Origin of the sequence: Lysinibacillus louembei (assembly GCF_033880585.1) — a bacterium.
In the GTDB taxonomy this organism is placed as follows: Bacteria; Bacillota; Bacilli; order Bacillales_A; family Planococcaceae; genus Metasolibacillus; species Metasolibacillus louembei.
Window position 1 is genome coordinate 697,525 of record NZ_CP137624.1, and the last position, 17,384, is coordinate 714,908.

The following is a 17,384-nucleotide window of genomic DNA, read 5'->3' on the forward strand; positions in this document are numbered from 1 at the left end:
CTATTATTGTTCAAGTTCAAAATATGTGTATAAATCATCTAGCATTAAATTAGCTGCTTTTAAACCACCAGCGAAGTTCCAAATGATTTCATTTACTGTAAATACTTGATTATTCTTCACTGCATCTAAGTTTGCATAAAGCGGGTGTTTTGTCCATTCTTCATGTGTGCTCTTTACAGCTGCATTATCCTCCATGAATTCGAAAATAATATCAGCATTCATACTTGAAATAGACTCTTTATCTGTAAGCTTAACAATTTCAAGATTTTGTCCGATTAAATTTTTTGGTTCAGTAAAGCCGAGCTCTGTTAAAATTGAACCAGCAAAGCCTTGCACATAAATACGGGCATGGTCTTCACGGTAGTTTGTCACTGCTACGCTAAGTGGATAATCTCCTTTTGCTGCAATTTTTTCTTTGAAATCTGCAACACGTGCATCCCAAGCTGTCATCAGCTCTTTTGCTTTTTCCTCTTCATCTAAAGCTTTTCCTAAAAGCTCTGTTGTTTCATGAATATCATAAAGAGTTGTATTGACAATAGTTGGAGCAATTTGAGAAAGCTGCTCATAAATTTCCTCATGACGTACTTGTGTAGCAATAATTAAATCTGGCTGTAATGCGGCAATTTCCTCTAAGTTTGGCTGCGTTTCTTGCCCAACAATCTTCGCATCTCCAACCTCTGTCTTAATATACTCATACATTGGCTGCTCTGCCCATGATTCAACAACACCAATAGGCTTCACACCAAATTGTGTAATTGTATCTGTTGCACCCTGATATAATGTCACAATTTTTTGTGGCTTACCTTTAATTTCTGTTTTACCTAGTACGTGCTCAATAACATGTACAGTTTCTTCTGCCTCTTCTTTTTTCTCTGCAGAAGTGCCCTCTTTCTTATCTGATGTATTACCGCAGGCAGCTAACACTAGCAATGCAGCAATAATTGTTGTAAATAGGAATCCTAACTTTTTGTTCATTTGTTCATCTCCTAAATGATAGTGATTTTCATTACTATTAAATAATAATCTAATTGATTATCATTTTCAATGAGAATTATGAATGTTTATCAAATTTTTTATGTATTTTATTTCACAAAAAAACCGCCCAGAAAAGTGAAGTGACCCCTAAAAGTTAGACACGGTTATTTCATTTAGGCAGCTTGGATAAAATGAGTTCGGTATTGCACCGGACTCATTTTTAATTTTGCCTTCATGCGTTTAGTGTTGTAATAGTTTATATAGTTTTCAAGTTCCTTTTTAAACTGCTCTACACTTTCAAATTCCTTTAAGTAGAGGAATTCAGACTTTATAATCCCGAAAAAGTTCTCCATCACAGAATTATCGTAACAGTTTCCTTTACGTGACATACTTTGCACAATTCCTCTTGATTCAAGGACGTGGCGATATGGTTTCATTTGATAATGCCAACCTTGATCAGAATGCATCAGTAGCTGGTGCTCCTCTGGTAAGTGTTCTAAAGCCTTCTCCAACATCTCTGAAACCAAAGAGTACGTAGGTCTAGAGCCAATTGTATACGTGATAATTTCTCCATTAAACAAGTCTAAAACAGGCGATAAATAAAGCTTTTCGCCAAATAATTTAAACTCTGTAATATCTGTTACCCACTTCTGATTTGGCGCTTCCGCTGTAAAGTTACGGTCTAAAATATTTGGCGCAATTTTATCGACGGTTCCTTTATAAGACTTATATTTTTTCATGCGAACGAGGCACTTTAAACCTAGCTCTTTCATGATACGTTGCACTTTCTTATGATTCACTTTTTGTCCACGATTCGCCAGCTCATCACGAATACGACGGTAGCCATAACGCCCCTCATGTTCCTTATAAATCGCTTGAATTTCAGCTTTTAGCTTGGCGTCGGAATCGGGTCGATTCATCTTCTTTACTAAAAAGTAATACGTGCTTCGTTTCATGCCTGCGAATGCCACAAGCGCCTTCACCGAGTATTTATGCCTTAATTCATAGATGACCTTTACTTTGTCTTCTTTGGTGATTGTTCCTTGGCTTGAACTAAGGCGTTCAACTTTTTTAAATACTCGTTTTCCATACGTAGACGTTCAATTTCTGCTTGAAGTGCTTCTGGTGAGCCTTCTACTGGTGCTTGTTTTAGTTGTTTCTTCGTTTCTTGTTTCATGGATGGACGCCCTTTTTTCTTTGATTGAAGGGCATCGAATCCTTTTGTTTCAAACTGTCTTCGCCATTTCCGAAGAGTAGATGGGTCAGCTATGTTAAAAATGACAGCTGTTTCAAGAGTGGACGTACCGTGTTCAATCATGTAATTTAGTACGTCTAGTTTAAACTGTGGCGAGTAATTTGTATATCGTTTTATAAATGCTTCAGCCCCATGATATTCATATTGCTTCGCCCAAGTAAGGATAGCTTTGTGTTCTGCTCCAATTGACTTAGCGATTTCATAGGAACTTTCATGCCCATTTAAGTAGCGTAAAGCGGCTTGTAATTTTTCTTCAGTTGTAAATTTAGCCATATCAAAACTGCACCTCCAATTATTAGATGTGTCTAACAATTGGGGTGCAGTTCAAAGATGCTTCTTTTCTGGGCGGTCTTACATTTATAATACTTTTCCTAAAAATGCCTTCGTTCTATCATTTTTAGGGTTACCGAAAAGCTCGTCTGGTGTGCCCTCCTCGACGATATAGCCACCGTCCATAAAGACAACACGATCTCCTACTTCACGTGCAAAGCCCATTTCATGTGTGACAACAACCATTGTCATACCTTCTGCAGCTAAATTTTTCATTACTTCTAGCACTTCCTTTACCATTTCAGGGTCAAGTGCGGAGGTTGGTTCATCAAATAACATTGCTTTCGGCTTCATTGCCAAAGCACGTGCAATGGCTACACGCTGCTGCTGTCCGCCTGAAAGCTGCTCTGGATAATTGTATGCCTTGCTATCTAAGCCTACCTTTTTCAGTAATTCATGTGCCAGCTTCTCCGCTTCGGCACGGCCCATTTTGCGTATTTGCATCGGTGCCATCACGACATTATCAAGGATATTCATGTGAGGAAATAGGTTGAATTGCTGGAATACCATACCTACCTCTGCGCGAATTTCATTAATATTTGTCTTTGGGTCATTTACTTTCACATTTCCAATATAAACAGCACCATCGGTTATTTCCTCAAGCAAATTAATACAACGTAAAAATGTACTTTTTCCTGAGCCAGATGGACCGATAACACAAACTACTTGCTGCTCTTTAATTTCATAGTCAATCCCTTTTAATACTTCAAGTTCACCAAAGGATTTATACAAGTTTTCAATTTTAATCATCGCGCTAACCTCCCTTTTGCTTTACGAGGGATGTACGTATTGCTATAGCGCTTCTCAATAAATGCAATTACTTTTGTTGCTATATATGTGAGAATCAAATATAAAAGCGCTGCAAAAAGATATGGCTCCCACTGTCTAAATGTCGCACCAGCTATTACTTTACTCGTATACAAAATATCCGGCGCTGCAATTACCATCAATAATGAAGAGTCTTTTAATAAGGCAATAAACTCATTTCCTAATGGCGGAATCATACGTCTAAATGCTTGTGGCAAAATGACTTTGCGCATTGCCTGTCCGTATGTTAGACCTAGCGAACGTGCTGCCTCCATTTGCCCCTTCGCAATACTTTGAATACCCGCACGGAAAATTTCTGCATTGTACGCAGCACAATTGATAATAAGCGCTGTAATACCAGATACCATATAGCCTAATGAGTGTCCAAAAATTGTTGGGAACAAGGCAAAGTGAATGATGAAAATTTGCACAAGCATCGGTGTACCACGTATTAAATCAACATAGATTTTACATGGCCAATAAATAAGTTTTTTCGTTGATACTTGCCCAAGCCCTAGCAGTAGCCCTAAAACGATACCGCCACAGTAGCCTGCTAAAGTTAAAACTAGCGTTATCCCAACACCACGTATAAACATATCACGGTAATTCCAAATGACGCCCCACTCTAAATTTAATAAATCCATATACGAACCTACTTCCTATTCGAAATTACGTAAACCTAGATAGCGCATTCAGAGAGATTTCTCTCTGAATGGCGTTTATCTACTACTCTTTCCAAAATGCTGAGCCTGTAATTTCCTCTAGTTTTCCGTTCTCTTTAATTTTTTGTAAGCCTTCATTTAGTTTATCTAATAGCTCTTTATTACCTTTGCGTACCATTAAGCCGTAGTATTCTCTTTCAAATGCGTCATCTTCAACGATTTTTAATTTTTTATCTGGATTTGCTTTCATATATTCATACACAACCGCATTATCACCAATTACTGCATCTGCATTGCCATTTAACATTTCTTGAATCGCAAGTGGCTGACTTTCAAATGCTAAAATATTTTTGCTCATTTCACCTTGAAGCTTTTTCGCTGCTACATGTCCTGTCGCATTAATTTGTACAGCAATTTTTTTATCCTTTAGCTCATCTAATGAGCTGATTGTTGAATCGCTAGGTAAGGCAATTAATAGCTTTGATTCATAATATGGCTCTGTGAAGTCAAATGTCTTTTGACGGTCTTCTGTAATCGTAATACCTGATGCACCAATATCTGTTTCTTTGTTATTAATCATAGAGAAAACTGCATCCCAACCAACATTTCTCCACTCTACTTGAATACCTACTTCATCTGCGATTGCCTGCAGTATATCCACATCAATACCGACAATATTGCCATCTGCATCGATGGATTCAAACGGTGCAAATGTTGCCTCTGTACCTACCATATATACTTTATTATCCCCATCTGTGCCAGGATCATTACTAGCGTTACCGCCATCCTTTGTTCCACAGGCTGCTAATACAAGCACTGCTGTGATAACCATTAGTAATACTGAAAACTTTTGCTTCATAAACAATCTCCCCCTAAATATAAATACCTTATCTAATAATTCAGAAAAGTAATTCTTATATTTATTATAGTAATATTGTTAGCGGAAAAGCAATAGTTTTCAGAAAAAACCATTTATTCTGATAGTTTACATTTACCATAGCATAGGCTTCGCAACCATAAACCAAAGCATAATAAGCAAGAGCACAACATATAGCCATGTAGAGCGTCTAAGCTTTGCTATAAATTGCATTCGATTGAATGCTGATGTACCAAATGTTTTCATCGTTGGCTTAAAGGCTTGCGCCAAAAAGTAAATGGAAGCAATCATTAAAGCAATCGTCAGCACAATCCATGATGTGTGCCATGGCCATCCACCTCTCCAAATTAACAAAATTCCTGATAGTACTAAAACGTGCCCACCATGCTTTACTGTTGTAATGCTCGCTTGAAATGAATGAACATAGCCTACAAGTGCCGCATCATCGGCCTTTTCCATGCGTTTTAAAATAGAAAATAGCACAAATAATGGACCGATTGACACAATTGCACTTGCTATATGTACATATAATAAAATATTAAAAAGTAGCACTGCTTAACACCTCTTTAAGTTTGTCTCTACTTTTTAGTATAGTGTAAAGATGCTGTTAATAATATGTAAAATGTTTTACAAAACGGACTTTTTGGGTATAAATTAAAGTATGCTGTTAGTGAGAAAGCTTGCTCATTCCTCCCTTATGACAAGCCTTCTCAACATTAAATAAGAAACGGAGTGATTGTTATAGGTATTCATCGTTTTTTCACAAGCTTAAATGATTTGGAGCGCATTATCCGCTGTCCTGGCCGCTTTAAGTTCGAGGAACATAATGTAGCGGCACATTCGTGGAAGGTATCACAATATGCCATGTTCTTTGCAACGCTAGAGGAGCGCGCTGGCAATACAATCGATTGGAAAGCTCTATATGAAAAAACAATTAATCATGACTTTGCAGAAGTCTTTATCGGCGATATTAAAACACCTGTGAAGCACGCCTCTCCAGAATTAAAGGAAATGCTTGCACATGTTGAAGAAAAGATGATGGAGAAATTTATTCGGGAAGAAATACCGCCCGATTTTCAAGAAGTCTTTTTTGAGCGCATGAAGGAAGGCAAGGACGCTACAATCGAAGGTAGACTGCTGGAATTCGCAGACAAACTTGATCAATTTTATGAGGCATTCGCAGAGTTAAAGCGTGGCAATACTGATACAGAGTTTGTTTACATGTATCAAACCGCCTTAGCAAAGCTATTATTAATTCCACTCGATGCTACAGTGCACTATTTCCGCACTGAAATTTTAAAGGATGCGATGCAGGAAGATACACATATTGATGTTGCCACACTGACAAATGAAATTTTAAATAAGTCCTGATGCGAAGCTTCTTGATTCAGTTTCTTATCTTAATTTTGTAAAGTTAGCTTTATAACAAAGTTTACTTTACATTATTTTGTTATAGGATACATTTTTGAACAAAAAATATTGTCATACTATTTGTATATGCTGGTTGATTTTTCTCTCATAATTAAGCATTTATATCCCTACTCCAAAGCTGTTGCATAAGCAATACACCGTTCGACATACTCCAAGATTTCTTCTGAAATTGGATATAGCCCCGTTTCTTCGATAGGGCGTTTTCTAATTTCCCAAAATTCCTCCATTAACTTTGTATCTTCCTGAAAGGTCTCTTTGGATATTTCAATTAACTCAGAGGCAATTTGAAAACCTTCGTCTGATTCAGCCTCTATATTATTTTGTATACACCTTTCAATTCGTCGTAGCAATGCAATATATTGCTGCGTTGTTTTATCGTTATGACTAATGTTTGGAAGTGCTTCTTGTAACAAGGTTTTATCTTCATCTTGGAAATAGTCAATCCATTTTTTAGATGATTTTTGTGAATTTTGAACAAGTGCCGTTACATGCTCCCAAGATAAAGGAGCTTCCAAATCAATCATATTAATTAATGAGGCTGTATGGGAAATGTTCATTTGAATATTCGATAGTTGCTCTTGTAGATAATTATGATGCGAAATTAGAACTTGTTTATAGGAGAGTTTATCCAATAAATCACGTATATTTTCAAGAGGAAGTGCTAGAGATTTCAAAATAAGAATTTTCTCTAATTGAAATAAATCCTTTTCTGAATAGTAGCGCCGTCCATTATCATCCTTATAGCTTGGCGTAAGAAGGTTAATTTGATCGTAATAGCGCAGCGTGCGGATGGAAATATTTTTCTGTTTAGCTACTTCTCCTGTTGTCCATTGCTTCATCTCATATCCTCCTAAAAAAGGGTTGCAGGTGACGTTACGTCATCTTCTATACTCGAAGTATATCAAAAATAAGGAGAGAGCACGAATGGAAATGAAACAACTAGGCTGGAAAGAGCAAGACTTTTGGAGTTTGAAAGAATTCGTATTATTATTGTTGCTTGAATTCGTAATTGTAATAGGATGTATTAAATTTTTTGTAAAACCAATTTATTTGAGATTGCTTGATAATGAGCTATATGCCGGAACATTAACGGGGCTAACAATAGCGCTTATTTTAATGTTAGGTGTCTATGTTATTGCACTCTATCCAAAAAAGCTTTCCTGGAGCGAGTTAGGAATAAAATCATTTAGCGTGAAGGAATGGAAACATATTCTACTATCCTCCATTCTCTTACTGGTTGGAGCTACAATCATTGTCATACTTACTAGCTTTATAGGGAATTCGTGGGAGAACAGCAAAACAGCAGCCATCCAACAAAACGTAACTTTCCTTACAGCTCTAATCGCTTTCGTCTCTGCGGCTGTAATCTCACCGATATATGAGGAAATTTTTTATCGTGGCTTTTTATATCGTTGGTTACGTACACGCATAGGATTTACAGGTGCACTGATCATTAGCTCCCTCATCTTTACAATTGTTCATATTCCAACATATAACGTCATGCCAGTAAATTTCTTTAGTGGTGTTATTTTCGCTTTAGCATATGAACGAACAGGCTCGATTTGGCCATCTGTTGTTATTCATGGTTTAACGAATGGAGTAATGGTTTTACTGACAATTTGGGGATGACGGTATTTAACTGATTCCTTATAAATTCCTTATAATTGTTTTTTACACTAAAGCCATCAGAAAGGATGATGGTGAATGCAGCAGTTTATTTTACAAACAGAAAATCTTAGTAAAGCTTTTAAAGGGCAACAAGTGGTGGACGATGTTTCTCTACATATTCCACGCCATACGGTTTACGGTCTATTAGGACCAAATGGGGCTGGTAAATCCACGCTTTTAAAAATGTTAACGGGCATACTACGTCCAAATGTAGGGACGATTTCCTTCAATGATCATGCTTGGTCACGAGATGATTTACGGCATATTGGTGCACTAATTGAAACACCGCCGCTTTATGATAATTTAACAGCACATGAAAATTTGAAAGTGCGCACACTTACTTTAGGGCTACCTGAATCACGCATTGATGAGGTGCTACAAATCGTGGATTTAACACAAACTGGCAAGAAGCGAGCACGCCAATTTTCTTTAGGGATGAAGCAACGATTAGGTATTGCTATTGCATTGCTACAAAAACCGCAGCTTTTAATTCTTGATGAACCAACAAATGGACTGGACCCGCTCGGTATTCAAGAACTGCGTGAGCTTATTCGCTCCTTCCCTTCACAAGGGATTACCGTTATTTTGTCGAGCCATATTTTATCTGAGGTTGAACAAATTGCGGATGTGATTGGTATTATTGCACAAGGGAAACTGCGCTATGAAGGTGCAATGCCTAAAGGGAATCAGTTGGAAGCATTATTTATGGAAATTGCCATCGCTAGCCGAAAGGAGGCATTTTAATGCTAAATCTTCTTTTAGCCGAACGTTTAAAATGGAAAAGAACAGCAATTACTAAAATATTGTGGATTGCCCCGTTAATTACTTTGCTGCTAGGCGCTGGCTTAATGGGCGGCCCATTCTTTCAAACAGGTACTTATAACTGGTGGTATACGCTATTACTGCCTAGTGCTTTAGCGATGACTTGCGCCTTCGCAATTGAAAAAGATAGAAAACTAAAATTAGCTAGTATTTTAACCTTGCCTATTGATTTAACAAAGGTTTGGTACAGCAAAATTGTAGCCTGTAGCATATGGCTTTTGATGAGTACAATGGTTTTCTTTTTCATGATGAACATAGGCGGAACGTTTTTCGATTCTCACTATACACTTCTACAACAAATCGTTGGCTGCTTCTTTATCTTTTTTACAATGCTTTGGCAAATTCCTGTTTGTCTTTTTCTCGCAGCTAAATTCGGCATATATATAGCGATTTTGTTGAATATTGTGGGGACAGTAATTGGCGTTGTGTTTGCTATGAGTAAATTATGGTATTTAATGCCTTATTCGATTACACCTCGAATGATGGTCCCGCTCCTGCATATTTTACCGAATGGTCTACCTGCATCAGTAAATAGCCCGCTTCTTACAACAACTAGCTTACTGTTTGGCTCATTAATTGCATGCCTATTATTTATCGCCCTTACTTTCATAACCGCTTTGTGGTTCCAGAAAAAAGGAGCGATTCATCAATGAAATTATTTCATGCAGAGCTATTGAAAACGAAACACAGCGCTTTTTTATACGTCCATCTAATTGTACCTGCTACTATTGCAGCTCTATTTATCGCCTATTATTCATACACACCTTGGCATTGGGAAGGGAAATTAATCGCTTATTTTCAAGTGCTGGCTTGTGGGCTACCACTGATGATTAGCATTGTTTGTACAATGCTAATTGAGCAGGAATCATCAGCAGGACATTTTCAATTAATGCTGACAGACACACGTAGAAAAATCACCTCATTTTTAATGAAGGCATTTTTAGCTTGTAGCTTTGGCTTTATTGCACTACTGCTTGCTGCTATTTTATTTAGTAGCGGCTTTTCCGCAAAAATGCCATTGACATTTTATTTAGGTGCGAGCTGTATTTTATTTGCAAGCAGCATTTTTCTCTATATATTCCACCTTGTTATCAGCCTACAGTTTGGTAGAGGTGCCTCTATTGGATTAGGCGTTGTCGGCTCCCTATTAGCCGCTTTACTTATTACAGGCTTAGGGGATACGATTTGGCCTTTTGTGCCATATGGCTGGGGGATACGTTTTATTTCACATTGGACGCTTGGCTCATTAACAGCAGATGTGCAGATGGCGATTGTTGTTTGCTTTGTAGTCACAGCTAGCGCGATTGTTTTCGCCTCTATTTGGTTTTGGCGTTGGCAAGGAAGAAATTCACTTGATTAGAGTAGAGAGGGGGCAGATGATGGCACATATATTAGTAGTGGATGATGCAGAGGATATTTTACAGCTAGTGAAAAATACTTTGCATAAGGATGGTCATATTATTACGACAATTGCTAATGCGGTAGAGGCTTTAACGATAAATCTAGGGCATTTTGATTTAATTTTGCTCGATGTGATGATGCCACAAATGGATGGCTTTACATTGTGCCGAGAAATTCGCTATAAGGTCGATTGCCCGATTTTATTTTTAACAGCAAAAGCGTTGGAGCAGGATATTATATATGGGCTAGGTTTAGGGGCAGATGATTATATAGCAAAGCCATTTAGCACGCATGAATTGCGTGCAAGAGTTCAAGCACATTTGCGACGTGAGCAACGGGATAAGCGCAGCATCCTTCATACGAAACATGCCTATTTCAATCTTTCTGGCAAGGAGCTTTTCGTGAAGGAGCAAAAAGTACCTTTAACGAAAAGTGAATATGAGATTTGTGAGCTACTAGCTCGCTATAAAGGACAAGTTTTTTCCAAAGAGCAGCTTTATGAGCAAGTTTTTGGCTTTGACGGCAAAGGTGATAGCACCGCCATTACAGAGCATATTAAAAATATTCGCGCAAAATTAAACGCATTGCAAATCGATAGCATTGATACTGTTTGGGGGATTGGCTATAGATGGAAGGAATAAAAATACAAACCTTTTTCCTACGTTATCTTTTGCTGCTAACACTTGGCACTATTTTGCTCGCTCTCCTTTTAGCAGGCTTATTTTCACTCGCCTTCTCTACAAATATTGTGCTACCAGCCAATTATACCGAATGGCAAATTTCGCAGCTAAAGGGGCAACTTTCTTCAAGCGAGGTCATTACAGAAGATATGATTCCTCCACTAGCAGATTATGCAATTGTATCAAAGGACGGACATTTTCTCTCTGGTAGCCTTTCACCACAGGAGACCTTAGAGGCACAGCAATTAATAGATAAAGGCAAGCGAGGACAAGGGCAGTATTTTTATTCAGTTATCGAAAGAGCCAGTGAGCTTTGTATTATTCGCTATCGCATATCACCTGAGTATAGCTCCCCTCTTTTAAGAGCATATTTACCAAATATTGAATTGCTCAGCATTATTGTATTTATCGTAGGCATCATTGCCTTAACAGCTACTATTGCGATCCATTTCGGTAAAAGCCTTCAGCACAAAATGATTGGTTTACAAGAAGCGATTGAAAAAATTGAAAATCAAAACCTCGATTTTGACATTTCTCCTTCTGGCATTCAGGAAATTGATGGTGTCGCATTATCGTTGGAGCAAATGAAAAATGCGTTAAGCCATTCTTTGCAACAGCAATGGCATCATGAGCATATGCGACGTGAGCAAATTGCTGCGCTTGCTCATGACCTAAAAACACCTATCACAATTATTAAAGGCAATGCAGAGTTATTACAGGGTACAGCTCAAGACGCTGAGCAGCAAGCATACAATCAATATATTTTAAAAAATACACAAACCATCGAGCAATTCACACAGCAGCTTATTGATTTGTCAAATATGGACACACATATGCTAGAAGAAAAAGCAGACATAGATACAGAATTATTTATTGAAGAACTAGAACAGCAGATGTTAGCGCTCGCTACGAAGAAAAGCATCGCCGTAAATGTGCAACGTAAATCGCTCCCTGCTGTAATCCATGCCAATGCTAAATTATTGCAGCGCGCGATTAGTAATATTATTAGCAACGCGATGGAGCATACACCGCCTAATGGGCAAGTAATGTTAACTATAGCAACAAACAATGTCGCATTAGTATTGACAATTACCGATAGCGGTAGCGGTTTTTCACCACAGGATTTACAGGAGGCGATGAAGCAATTTTATCAAGGTGACCAAAGCCGCAATAATAACAATCATCATGGAATGGGCTTATATATTGCTGCAACTATTATTAAACAGCATCAAGGGCAAATAAAGCTTGCTAACAATGCTTGCACTAGTGGTGCTGAAGTGACCGTAACAATCCCAATTTAAAGGCTATCCGAAATGGTATTTTTCGGATAGCCACATGTAAATTATATCTTTTCTCGTTTATTAAATAGCGGTGGCACTGATAAATATGTCCCCATCCGCCATAGCCATTCCATTGGCCCAAAGCGACAATAGTGTAGCCATGCTTTACTAAATAATAGCTGAACACAATAGATGGCAAGGCAAATCCAGAGTGTTTGAATGAGCTGGATATTACCAATTAAGTCGAATGTACGTCCAACGAGCAGAATAAGCACCGTTTGTCCTAAGTAATTCGTTAGTGCCATACGTCCATAAGCTTTTAATGGCGATAATATTGTTTGTATAACCGGATATTGAAGCAGTAATAATAATGCACCGACATAAAATGCTGATACAAAAGGGCTCACTTGTAAACCAATTAAGTTAAATTGCTGAACATTTGTAATATGCTGTTTTAGCTCATTGTCCGTTAGTTGCTCAAATTGTACATTTCCTGCTGGTACATAGCTCCACTGATAAAACAACCCAGCTACACTAAAGCACAGCATTAGTATTGTAAGAATAACAAGCTGCTTACGAAGCTCCTTTAACTTTTCAAAAATCCGATACTTTCCAGCTGCTAAGCCGAGTAAAATGAGCGGTAATGGCATGGCAATTTTTATACCATAATACGCTGTAACTGCTAGTAATAATAATGCTATGACAAGTGTTATTTCCTTCCTTACCTTATAAAATGGCAATGCTATAAAACCATATATTGCATAGACAGAGAGCGCTTCTCCTGGCTGAAAGAAGAAGTGAATAATCCCCATGCTAAGAAGGATAGCGAGACGCCGTGTAAATAACAGATATGCTCTCTCCCCTCTCGCTTTAGCACGTGAAATAAACAAATAAAAACCCACTCCAAATAAAAATGAAAAAATAGAGAAAAACTTTCCTTCTACAAATAATAATAAAAATCGGTTATATGCAATATCTATTGTCGTTTCTAGTAAACCTACTCTCATCAGTGCAGGTATATTCACTAAAATAATGCCGAGCAATGCAAAGCCTCTTAAATAATCCAACACATCTATACGCTGTTTTCCTTCAATTGGTTGCAAACTTTTCCCTCCTCGATATAACTAACTTAACATCCTTTTATAATAATGACATAATAGCATTTTTTTAGTACAATTACATGAATAATCATTCATTTTCGGAGGAATTATATGGAGCTTAAAATTCAATATGACACACAAAAAGTCCATCGTGTTAACTTAGCTATTATTATTGCTTTAGCCATTCTGATTTGTGGTCCTTTAATTATTTCGAGGGGAATGCTTTTTTTAGCAGTCGGTTTAATCGTTGTTGCATTGGCCCTTATTAATTATTTTTTACCAATCAATCCTTATATTAAAGGCTTTATTTTCGGTATGATTCCTACATTAATTGTCTTTACATTGTTTTTAGTTGACCAATTTTCATTAAATAAGCACTATATTTTAATTTGTTCCGTTGCAATTATTGCGCTGTATTTTAAAAGTAACCTGATCATTTTGTTCGGCATTATTATCAATATGAGCTTTATTACCGTTTATCTTTTAAAGCCCGAAAATTTGTTAGGAGCTACTAATTCTTTTATTACTTTTATGACGCTATTTTCGATTTTAAACGGTGTTATTATCGCATTTTACTTGATTGCTAGATGGGGCAACGCATTAATTGACAATGCCAAGCAGCAGCAGGAGGAAATGCAACAATCATTACAGCAGCTACAAAGCACATTCCAAGAAATTGAAACAAGCACACAAGCGCTGGACCAACACGTGACACAGTTCCAGCAAACAATGACACAGATTGCGACTAGCAGTCAATATATTTTATCTGCCTCTGAATCTATTTCAGCAAGCACACAGCAGGAAGCAGCGAGCCTACAATTTATTCGTAGTGCGATGAGCGATTCGGTCTATTTTGTCAATGATACGCTTGAAATTTCTAAAGATACCGTAGCACAATCAACAAATTTACAGCAGGAGGTTATGACAGGCTGGCATAAAATGCAGCATACGATGAGCCAAATGTCTGTAATGAGCAATGCAATGCATGCAACTGCTGATACGGTGAACGAGCTACAAAGTAGCCTGCAATTAGTGAATCAGCTACTGCTAGGCATTCAGCATATCGCAGGGCAAACAAACTTGCTCGCCCTCAACGCAGCTATCGAAGCAGCACGCGCAGGTGAACATGGAAAAGGCTTTGCGATCGTCGCAGATGAAGTGCGCAAATTAGCAGAAGAAAGTGCCTCAATTACAGTGAATATTACGCAAGTAACGGAAAGCTTATTCGCTAAATCCACTGAAGCACAGCAACGCTCACAGGAGGGTGAACAAGCTTTACAAGAAGGTGAGCAGTCTTTACAGGAGGTTGGCGAATTTTTAAATCGCTTAAAAAATTCCTTTACACAAAGCACTGAAGATTTGACGCGAGGGATGAATGATTTAACAAACGCTATTGCGCAATTCAATACAATCCAACAACAGGTAGACCGACTGAATGAGATGGCTAGTCAAAATGCAACATCGACAAGCTCAATCGTGCAGGCTGTCGAGGATGAAAATCAAATGCTGCAAACGATGAGTGAAATTACTAAGAAGGTGCATAGCTTGAACGATGCATTGAAGTCGCTCGTCACGGTAGAGAAATAAGAAAACTTGGTCAAATCCATTTTTTCATATTATCTGTTTAGGACTTTTCAATAAGAAGCCGATTCTAGGAGAAAAGCATAATTACAGGCTTTACTTTAAAAGGATTTTTTTATCTTTTAGTTCTTCTTATTATTGGGAGCATCCTTAAATATTTATTTTTTTAAATCAATTTGTAGTAATTCCCATATGTTATCATTTGACAAATTCATGTAAAGACACTTACTTGCGCCAAGCAAATAGTTGCTCTACAATAAGAATCAAGCTACGTTGTACGTATTAATATTAAGTTTTAACCTTTATACTGTAACAGGGAGTTTTATATCCGAGCTGGAATGGCGAGCCTTAGCTCCTTTGACCTAAGGATAAACAGGAATGCTCATGCGGACACCCACTTTGAGAAGTGTGGTTTAAAACTTTCTATATATTTACGGCAATGTGGCTTATCTTTCAAAATGTTGATATATCAGCATTTTGAAGTACATAGGCAATATGGAAAAGCGCTTTTTACACTTACATTAAAACTAAAATTGATAGTAATCATTTGTAGACCACTTGTCATGAAGTGGTCTTTTTATATGTTGGAAGAGAAAAAAAGTGAAAAATTTCATTTGCTTCTATAGAATATAAATAATTATTGATTTTGGAGGCGTATGGGATGGATCAGCGTATCAAATTAAGACCGTTAGAGCGTGAGGATTTAAAATATGTGCATAAGCTTAACAATGACTCAAGAATTATGTCCTATTGGTTTGAGGAGCCGTATGAGTCATTTGTAGAGTTACAGGATTTATTTGAAAAGCATATTCATAAACAGAGTGAAAGGCGCTTCATTATTCAAAAAGGTGAGGAAATCCTTGGCTTAGTTGAATTAGTTGAAATCGACTTAATTCACCGCAATGCAGAATTTCAAATTATTATTGACCCTAACTGTCAAGGAAAGGGCTACGCTTATTCAGTAACAGTGCTCGCAATGCGCTATGCATTCAATATTCTTAACTTGCACAAGCTCTATTTAATCGTTGATAAACAAAATGAAAAAGCCATTCACATTTATAAAAAAGCTGGCTTCCAAATTGAAGGTGAGCTGAAAGAGGAATTTTTCACTGCTGGCTCTTATCACGATGCGTATCGTATGTATATTTTCCAACGTGATTTTCATCAAAATAGCGAAAAATACTGTTAACTAAAGGGCTCGTCTGATTTTCGGACGGGCCCTTCTGTTTTATGAACATCAATACACCACTCTCCTGTGAAATAGATTTTTTCATACTATTTCTAAATATAAATTTTAGCGGTATAATGAAATTTATTGATTTTTCAAAAAATAAAGGTGGAGGCTTTATTATGTCAAAGCAGCATATTGGAATTATCTTTGGTGGGATTTTATTTTTAGTTGTCGCAATGGGCATTAGCCGCTTTGCCTTCACACCCCTTTTACCTTTTATGCGTGAGGATGAAGGCTTATCGTTACAAATTGGGGGCTGGCTAGCATCAAGCAACTACATAGGTTATTTTCTCGGCTCGTTAGGGGCTGGCTTTATTTTTAAACGTAAAAAGGAATTTTTACTAGCAAATGTTGTGATTAATGTGCTCTCCATTGTCGCAATGGGGCTAACAGCAGTGCTAGCTCCTTGGCTTATTTTGCGCTTTATTGCTGGGCTAACAGGCGGCTTTATTTTTGTCTTAACATCTAGTATCGTCATGGATTATTTAGCAACACACCTTTTAACTCGCTGGTCAGGCTTTGTCTTTAGTGGTATCGGTCTTGGCATCGCTATTTCTGGGTTGGTTGTGCCCTATTTAGAAAGCCTTGTGGCATGGCAAGGTACATGGATCGGGCTCGGCATTTTATCAGCGCTACTTGTGACAACAACGGCTGTTTTATGGCGAAATTTAACTGTACATAATAGTGAAAAGGCTGTGAAATCTCATGATACAAATATTTGGAGAGGTTTTATGCCATGGCTCATTCTTGCCTATGGCTTAGAAGGCTTTGGCTATATTATTACTGGCACATTTTTAGTAGATATTATTTACAATATCGAGAGCTTGCGTGCATTTGCAGGCTATAGCTGGGTTGTTGCAGGAATTGCAGCAATTCCCTCTGCCCCATTATGGGTATCGCTAATGACAAAGCTATCACCTGTGAAGGCGATGGCAATTGCCTATGCATTACAAATTTTCGGCATCATCCTTCCCGTCCTTTCACAAACGGTATGGAGTGTGTTACTGTCAGCATTTTTATTCGGTATGACGTTCGTTGGGCTCGTTTCTATGACAACAGGCTATGCGCGCCAGCTCTTCCCTAAACAAAGCGGTATGGTCGTTTCGGTGCTGACAACATTTTATGCCTTTGGGCAAATTATCGGCCCAATTTTAGCAAGTAAATTAGAGGCTTATTATAGTAGCTATAAAGCTCCACTGCTTCTTGCTGGCGCTGTCGTAACAATCGCATTGCTTATTTTATTAGTCGGTCATATGAAAGCGACGCGAAAAGCAACAAGTTAAG

The 17,384-nt window shown here is 37.7% G+C and carries 18 protein-coding genes and 1 other RNA gene; 11 read left to right on the plus strand and 8 right to left on the minus strand.

Annotated elements, in window-relative coordinates; all coding sequences use genetic code 11:
• Positions 1–3: 3 nt before the first annotated feature.
• From R6U77_RS03360 to R6U77_RS03385, 6 genes are all read right to left on the minus strand, one after another.
• Complete coding sequence (locus R6U77_RS03360; RefSeq protein ID WP_319837438.1) at positions 4–975, minus strand: ABC transporter substrate-binding protein; 972 nt, start codon at positions 973–975, stop codon at positions 4–6.
• A 173-nt stretch (positions 976–1,148) separates the two neighbouring features.
• A protein-coding gene (locus R6U77_RS03365; protein WP_319837439.1) for an IS3 family transposase occupies positions 1,149–2,503 on the minus strand; the annotation gives its coding sequence in 2 pieces (ribosomal slippage) (positions 1,149–2,050 and positions 2,050–2,503; 1,356 coding nt in all).
• Positions 2,504–2,587: 84 nt separating this feature from the next.
• Positions 2,588–3,310, minus strand: a complete 723-nt coding sequence (locus R6U77_RS03370; RefSeq protein WP_319837440.1) for an amino acid ABC transporter ATP-binding protein — start codon at positions 3,308–3,310, stop codon at positions 2,588–2,590.
• Complete coding sequence (locus tag R6U77_RS03375) at positions 3,307–4,011, minus strand: amino acid ABC transporter permease (protein WP_293925929.1); 705 nt, start codon at positions 4,009–4,011, stop codon at positions 3,307–3,309. Before R6U77_RS03375 ends, R6U77_RS03370 begins: the two co-directional genes overlap by 4 nt.
• 82 nt (positions 4,012–4,093) lie before the next feature.
• Entirely contained in the window at positions 4,094–4,888 is a 795-nt protein-coding gene (locus tag R6U77_RS03380; protein ID WP_293925931.1) for a basic amino acid ABC transporter substrate-binding protein, read from the minus strand.
• A 132-nt stretch (positions 4,889–5,020) separates the two neighbouring features.
• On the minus strand, positions 5,021–5,458 hold the full coding sequence (locus R6U77_RS03385; RefSeq protein WP_319837441.1) for a DUF2269 family protein: 438 nt from the start codon (positions 5,456–5,458) through the stop codon (positions 5,021–5,023).
• A 180-nt stretch (positions 5,459–5,638) separates the two neighbouring features.
• Between R6U77_RS03385 and R6U77_RS03390 the strand changes: the two genes are divergently transcribed.
• Positions 5,639–6,277, plus strand: a complete 639-nt coding sequence (locus R6U77_RS03390; RefSeq protein WP_293925935.1) for a YfbR-like 5'-deoxynucleotidase — start codon at positions 5,639–5,641, stop codon at positions 6,275–6,277.
• A 167-nt stretch (positions 6,278–6,444) separates the two neighbouring features.
• On the opposite strand, the gene R6U77_RS03395 is transcribed toward R6U77_RS03390, so the two are convergent.
• The gene (locus R6U77_RS03395) at positions 6,445–7,176 is read right to left on the minus strand and encodes a MerR family transcriptional regulator (RefSeq protein ID WP_319837442.1); all 732 of its coding nucleotides are present in this window, start codon (positions 7,174–7,176) and stop codon (positions 6,445–6,447) included.
• Between the two features lie 85 nt (positions 7,177–7,261).
• Here R6U77_RS03395 and R6U77_RS03400 point away from each other — a divergent pair, with 85 nt between their 5' ends.
• From R6U77_RS03400 to R6U77_RS03425, 6 genes are all read left to right on the plus strand, one after another.
• Positions 7,262–7,966 (plus strand): CPBP family intramembrane glutamic endopeptidase, encoded by a 705-nt coding sequence (locus R6U77_RS03400; protein WP_319837443.1) that lies wholly within the window; start codon positions 7,262–7,264, stop codon positions 7,964–7,966.
• A 75-nt stretch (positions 7,967–8,041) separates the two neighbouring features.
• The gene (locus R6U77_RS03405) at positions 8,042–8,749 is read left to right on the plus strand and encodes a lantibiotic protection ABC transporter ATP-binding protein (RefSeq protein WP_319837444.1); all 708 of its coding nucleotides are present in this window, start codon (positions 8,042–8,044) and stop codon (positions 8,747–8,749) included.
• Positions 8,749–9,480: a lantibiotic immunity ABC transporter MutE/EpiE family permease subunit gene (locus R6U77_RS03410; RefSeq protein WP_319837445.1), complete on the plus strand. Its 732-nt coding sequence runs from the start codon at positions 8,749–8,751 to the stop codon at positions 9,478–9,480. Before R6U77_RS03405 ends, R6U77_RS03410 begins: the two co-directional genes overlap by 1 nt.
• Positions 9,477–10,187, plus strand: coding sequence for a lantibiotic immunity ABC transporter MutG family permease subunit (locus R6U77_RS03415; protein WP_319837446.1), 711 nt, complete (start codon positions 9,477–9,479; stop codon positions 10,185–10,187). Before R6U77_RS03410 ends, R6U77_RS03415 begins: the two co-directional genes overlap by 4 nt.
• Positions 10,188–10,206: 19 nt before the next feature.
• Positions 10,207–10,869 (plus strand): response regulator transcription factor, encoded by a 663-nt coding sequence (locus R6U77_RS03420; protein ID WP_319837447.1) that lies wholly within the window; start codon positions 10,207–10,209, stop codon positions 10,867–10,869.
• Positions 10,857–12,209 (plus strand): sensor histidine kinase, encoded by a 1,353-nt coding sequence (locus R6U77_RS03425; protein WP_319837448.1) that lies wholly within the window; start codon positions 10,857–10,859, stop codon positions 12,207–12,209. The genes R6U77_RS03420 and R6U77_RS03425 overlap by 13 nt, the downstream gene beginning before the upstream one ends.
• A gap of 41 nt (positions 12,210–12,250) precedes the next feature.
• On the opposite strand, the gene R6U77_RS03430 is transcribed toward R6U77_RS03425, so the two are convergent.
• Complete coding sequence (locus tag R6U77_RS03430) at positions 12,251–13,291, minus strand: DUF418 domain-containing protein (protein WP_319837449.1); 1,041 nt, start codon at positions 13,289–13,291, stop codon at positions 12,251–12,253.
• Positions 13,292–13,399: 108 nt separating this feature from the next.
• On the opposite strand from R6U77_RS03430, the gene R6U77_RS03435 reads away from it, so the two are divergent.
• From R6U77_RS03435 to R6U77_RS03450, 4 genes are all read left to right on the plus strand, one after another.
• Entirely contained in the window at positions 13,400–14,875 is a 1,476-nt protein-coding gene (locus R6U77_RS03435; RefSeq protein WP_319837450.1) for a methyl-accepting chemotaxis protein, read from the plus strand.
• Positions 14,876–15,131: 256 nt separating this feature from the next.
• A non-coding RNA gene (ssrS, locus tag R6U77_RS03440) (6S RNA) lies at positions 15,132–15,321 on the plus strand.
• A gap of 209 nt (positions 15,322–15,530) precedes the next feature.
• Positions 15,531–16,058, plus strand: a complete 528-nt coding sequence (gene speG, locus R6U77_RS03445) for a spermidine N1-acetyltransferase (RefSeq protein ID WP_293925945.1) — start codon at positions 15,531–15,533, stop codon at positions 16,056–16,058.
• A 161-nt stretch (positions 16,059–16,219) separates the two neighbouring features.
• A complete protein-coding gene (locus R6U77_RS03450; protein WP_319837451.1) occupies positions 16,220–17,383 on the plus strand; it encodes a YbfB/YjiJ family MFS transporter in 1,164 nt (387 codons plus the stop codon).
• Position 17,384 lies beyond the last annotated feature (1 nt).

Bases quoted from the DNA above. Each gene is read 5' to 3' on its own strand.
- R6U77_RS03360 (WP_319837438.1), bottom strand. From the start codon at position 975: ATGAACAAAAAGTTAGGATTCCTATTTACAACAATTATTGCTGCATTG.
- R6U77_RS03370 (WP_319837440.1), bottom strand. From the start codon at position 3,310: ATGATTAAAATTGAAAACTTGTATAAATCCTTTGGTGAACTTGAAGTA.
- R6U77_RS03375 (WP_293925929.1), bottom strand. From the start codon at position 4,011: ATGGATTTATTAAATTTAGAGTGGGGCGTCATTTGGAATTACCGTGAT.
- R6U77_RS03380 (WP_293925931.1), bottom strand. From the start codon at position 4,888: ATGAAGCAAAAGTTTTCAGTATTACTAATGGTTATCACAGCAGTGCTT.
- R6U77_RS03395 (WP_319837442.1), bottom strand. From the start codon at position 7,176: ATGAAGCAATGGACAACAGGAGAAGTAGCTAAACAGAAAAATATTTCC.
- R6U77_RS03400 (WP_319837443.1), top strand. From the start codon at position 7,262: ATGGAAATGAAACAACTAGGCTGGAAAGAGCAAGACTTTTGGAGTTTG.
- R6U77_RS03405 (WP_319837444.1), top strand. From the start codon at position 8,042: ATGCAGCAGTTTATTTTACAAACAGAAAATCTTAGTAAAGCTTTTAAA.
- R6U77_RS03410 (WP_319837445.1), top strand. From the start codon at position 8,749: ATGCTAAATCTTCTTTTAGCCGAACGTTTAAAATGGAAAAGAACAGCA.
- R6U77_RS03415 (WP_319837446.1), top strand. From the start codon at position 9,477: ATGAAATTATTTCATGCAGAGCTATTGAAAACGAAACACAGCGCTTTT.
- R6U77_RS03420 (WP_319837447.1), top strand. From the start codon at position 10,207: ATGGCACATATATTAGTAGTGGATGATGCAGAGGATATTTTACAGCTA.
- R6U77_RS03425 (WP_319837448.1), top strand. From the start codon at position 10,857: ATGGAAGGAATAAAAATACAAACCTTTTTCCTACGTTATCTTTTGCTG.
- R6U77_RS03435 (WP_319837450.1), top strand. From the start codon at position 13,400: ATGGAGCTTAAAATTCAATATGACACACAAAAAGTCCATCGTGTTAAC.
- speG (WP_293925945.1), top strand. From the start codon at position 15,531: ATGGATCAGCGTATCAAATTAAGACCGTTAGAGCGTGAGGATTTAAAA.
- R6U77_RS03450 (WP_319837451.1), top strand. From the start codon at position 16,220: ATGTCAAAGCAGCATATTGGAATTATCTTTGGTGGGATTTTATTTTTA.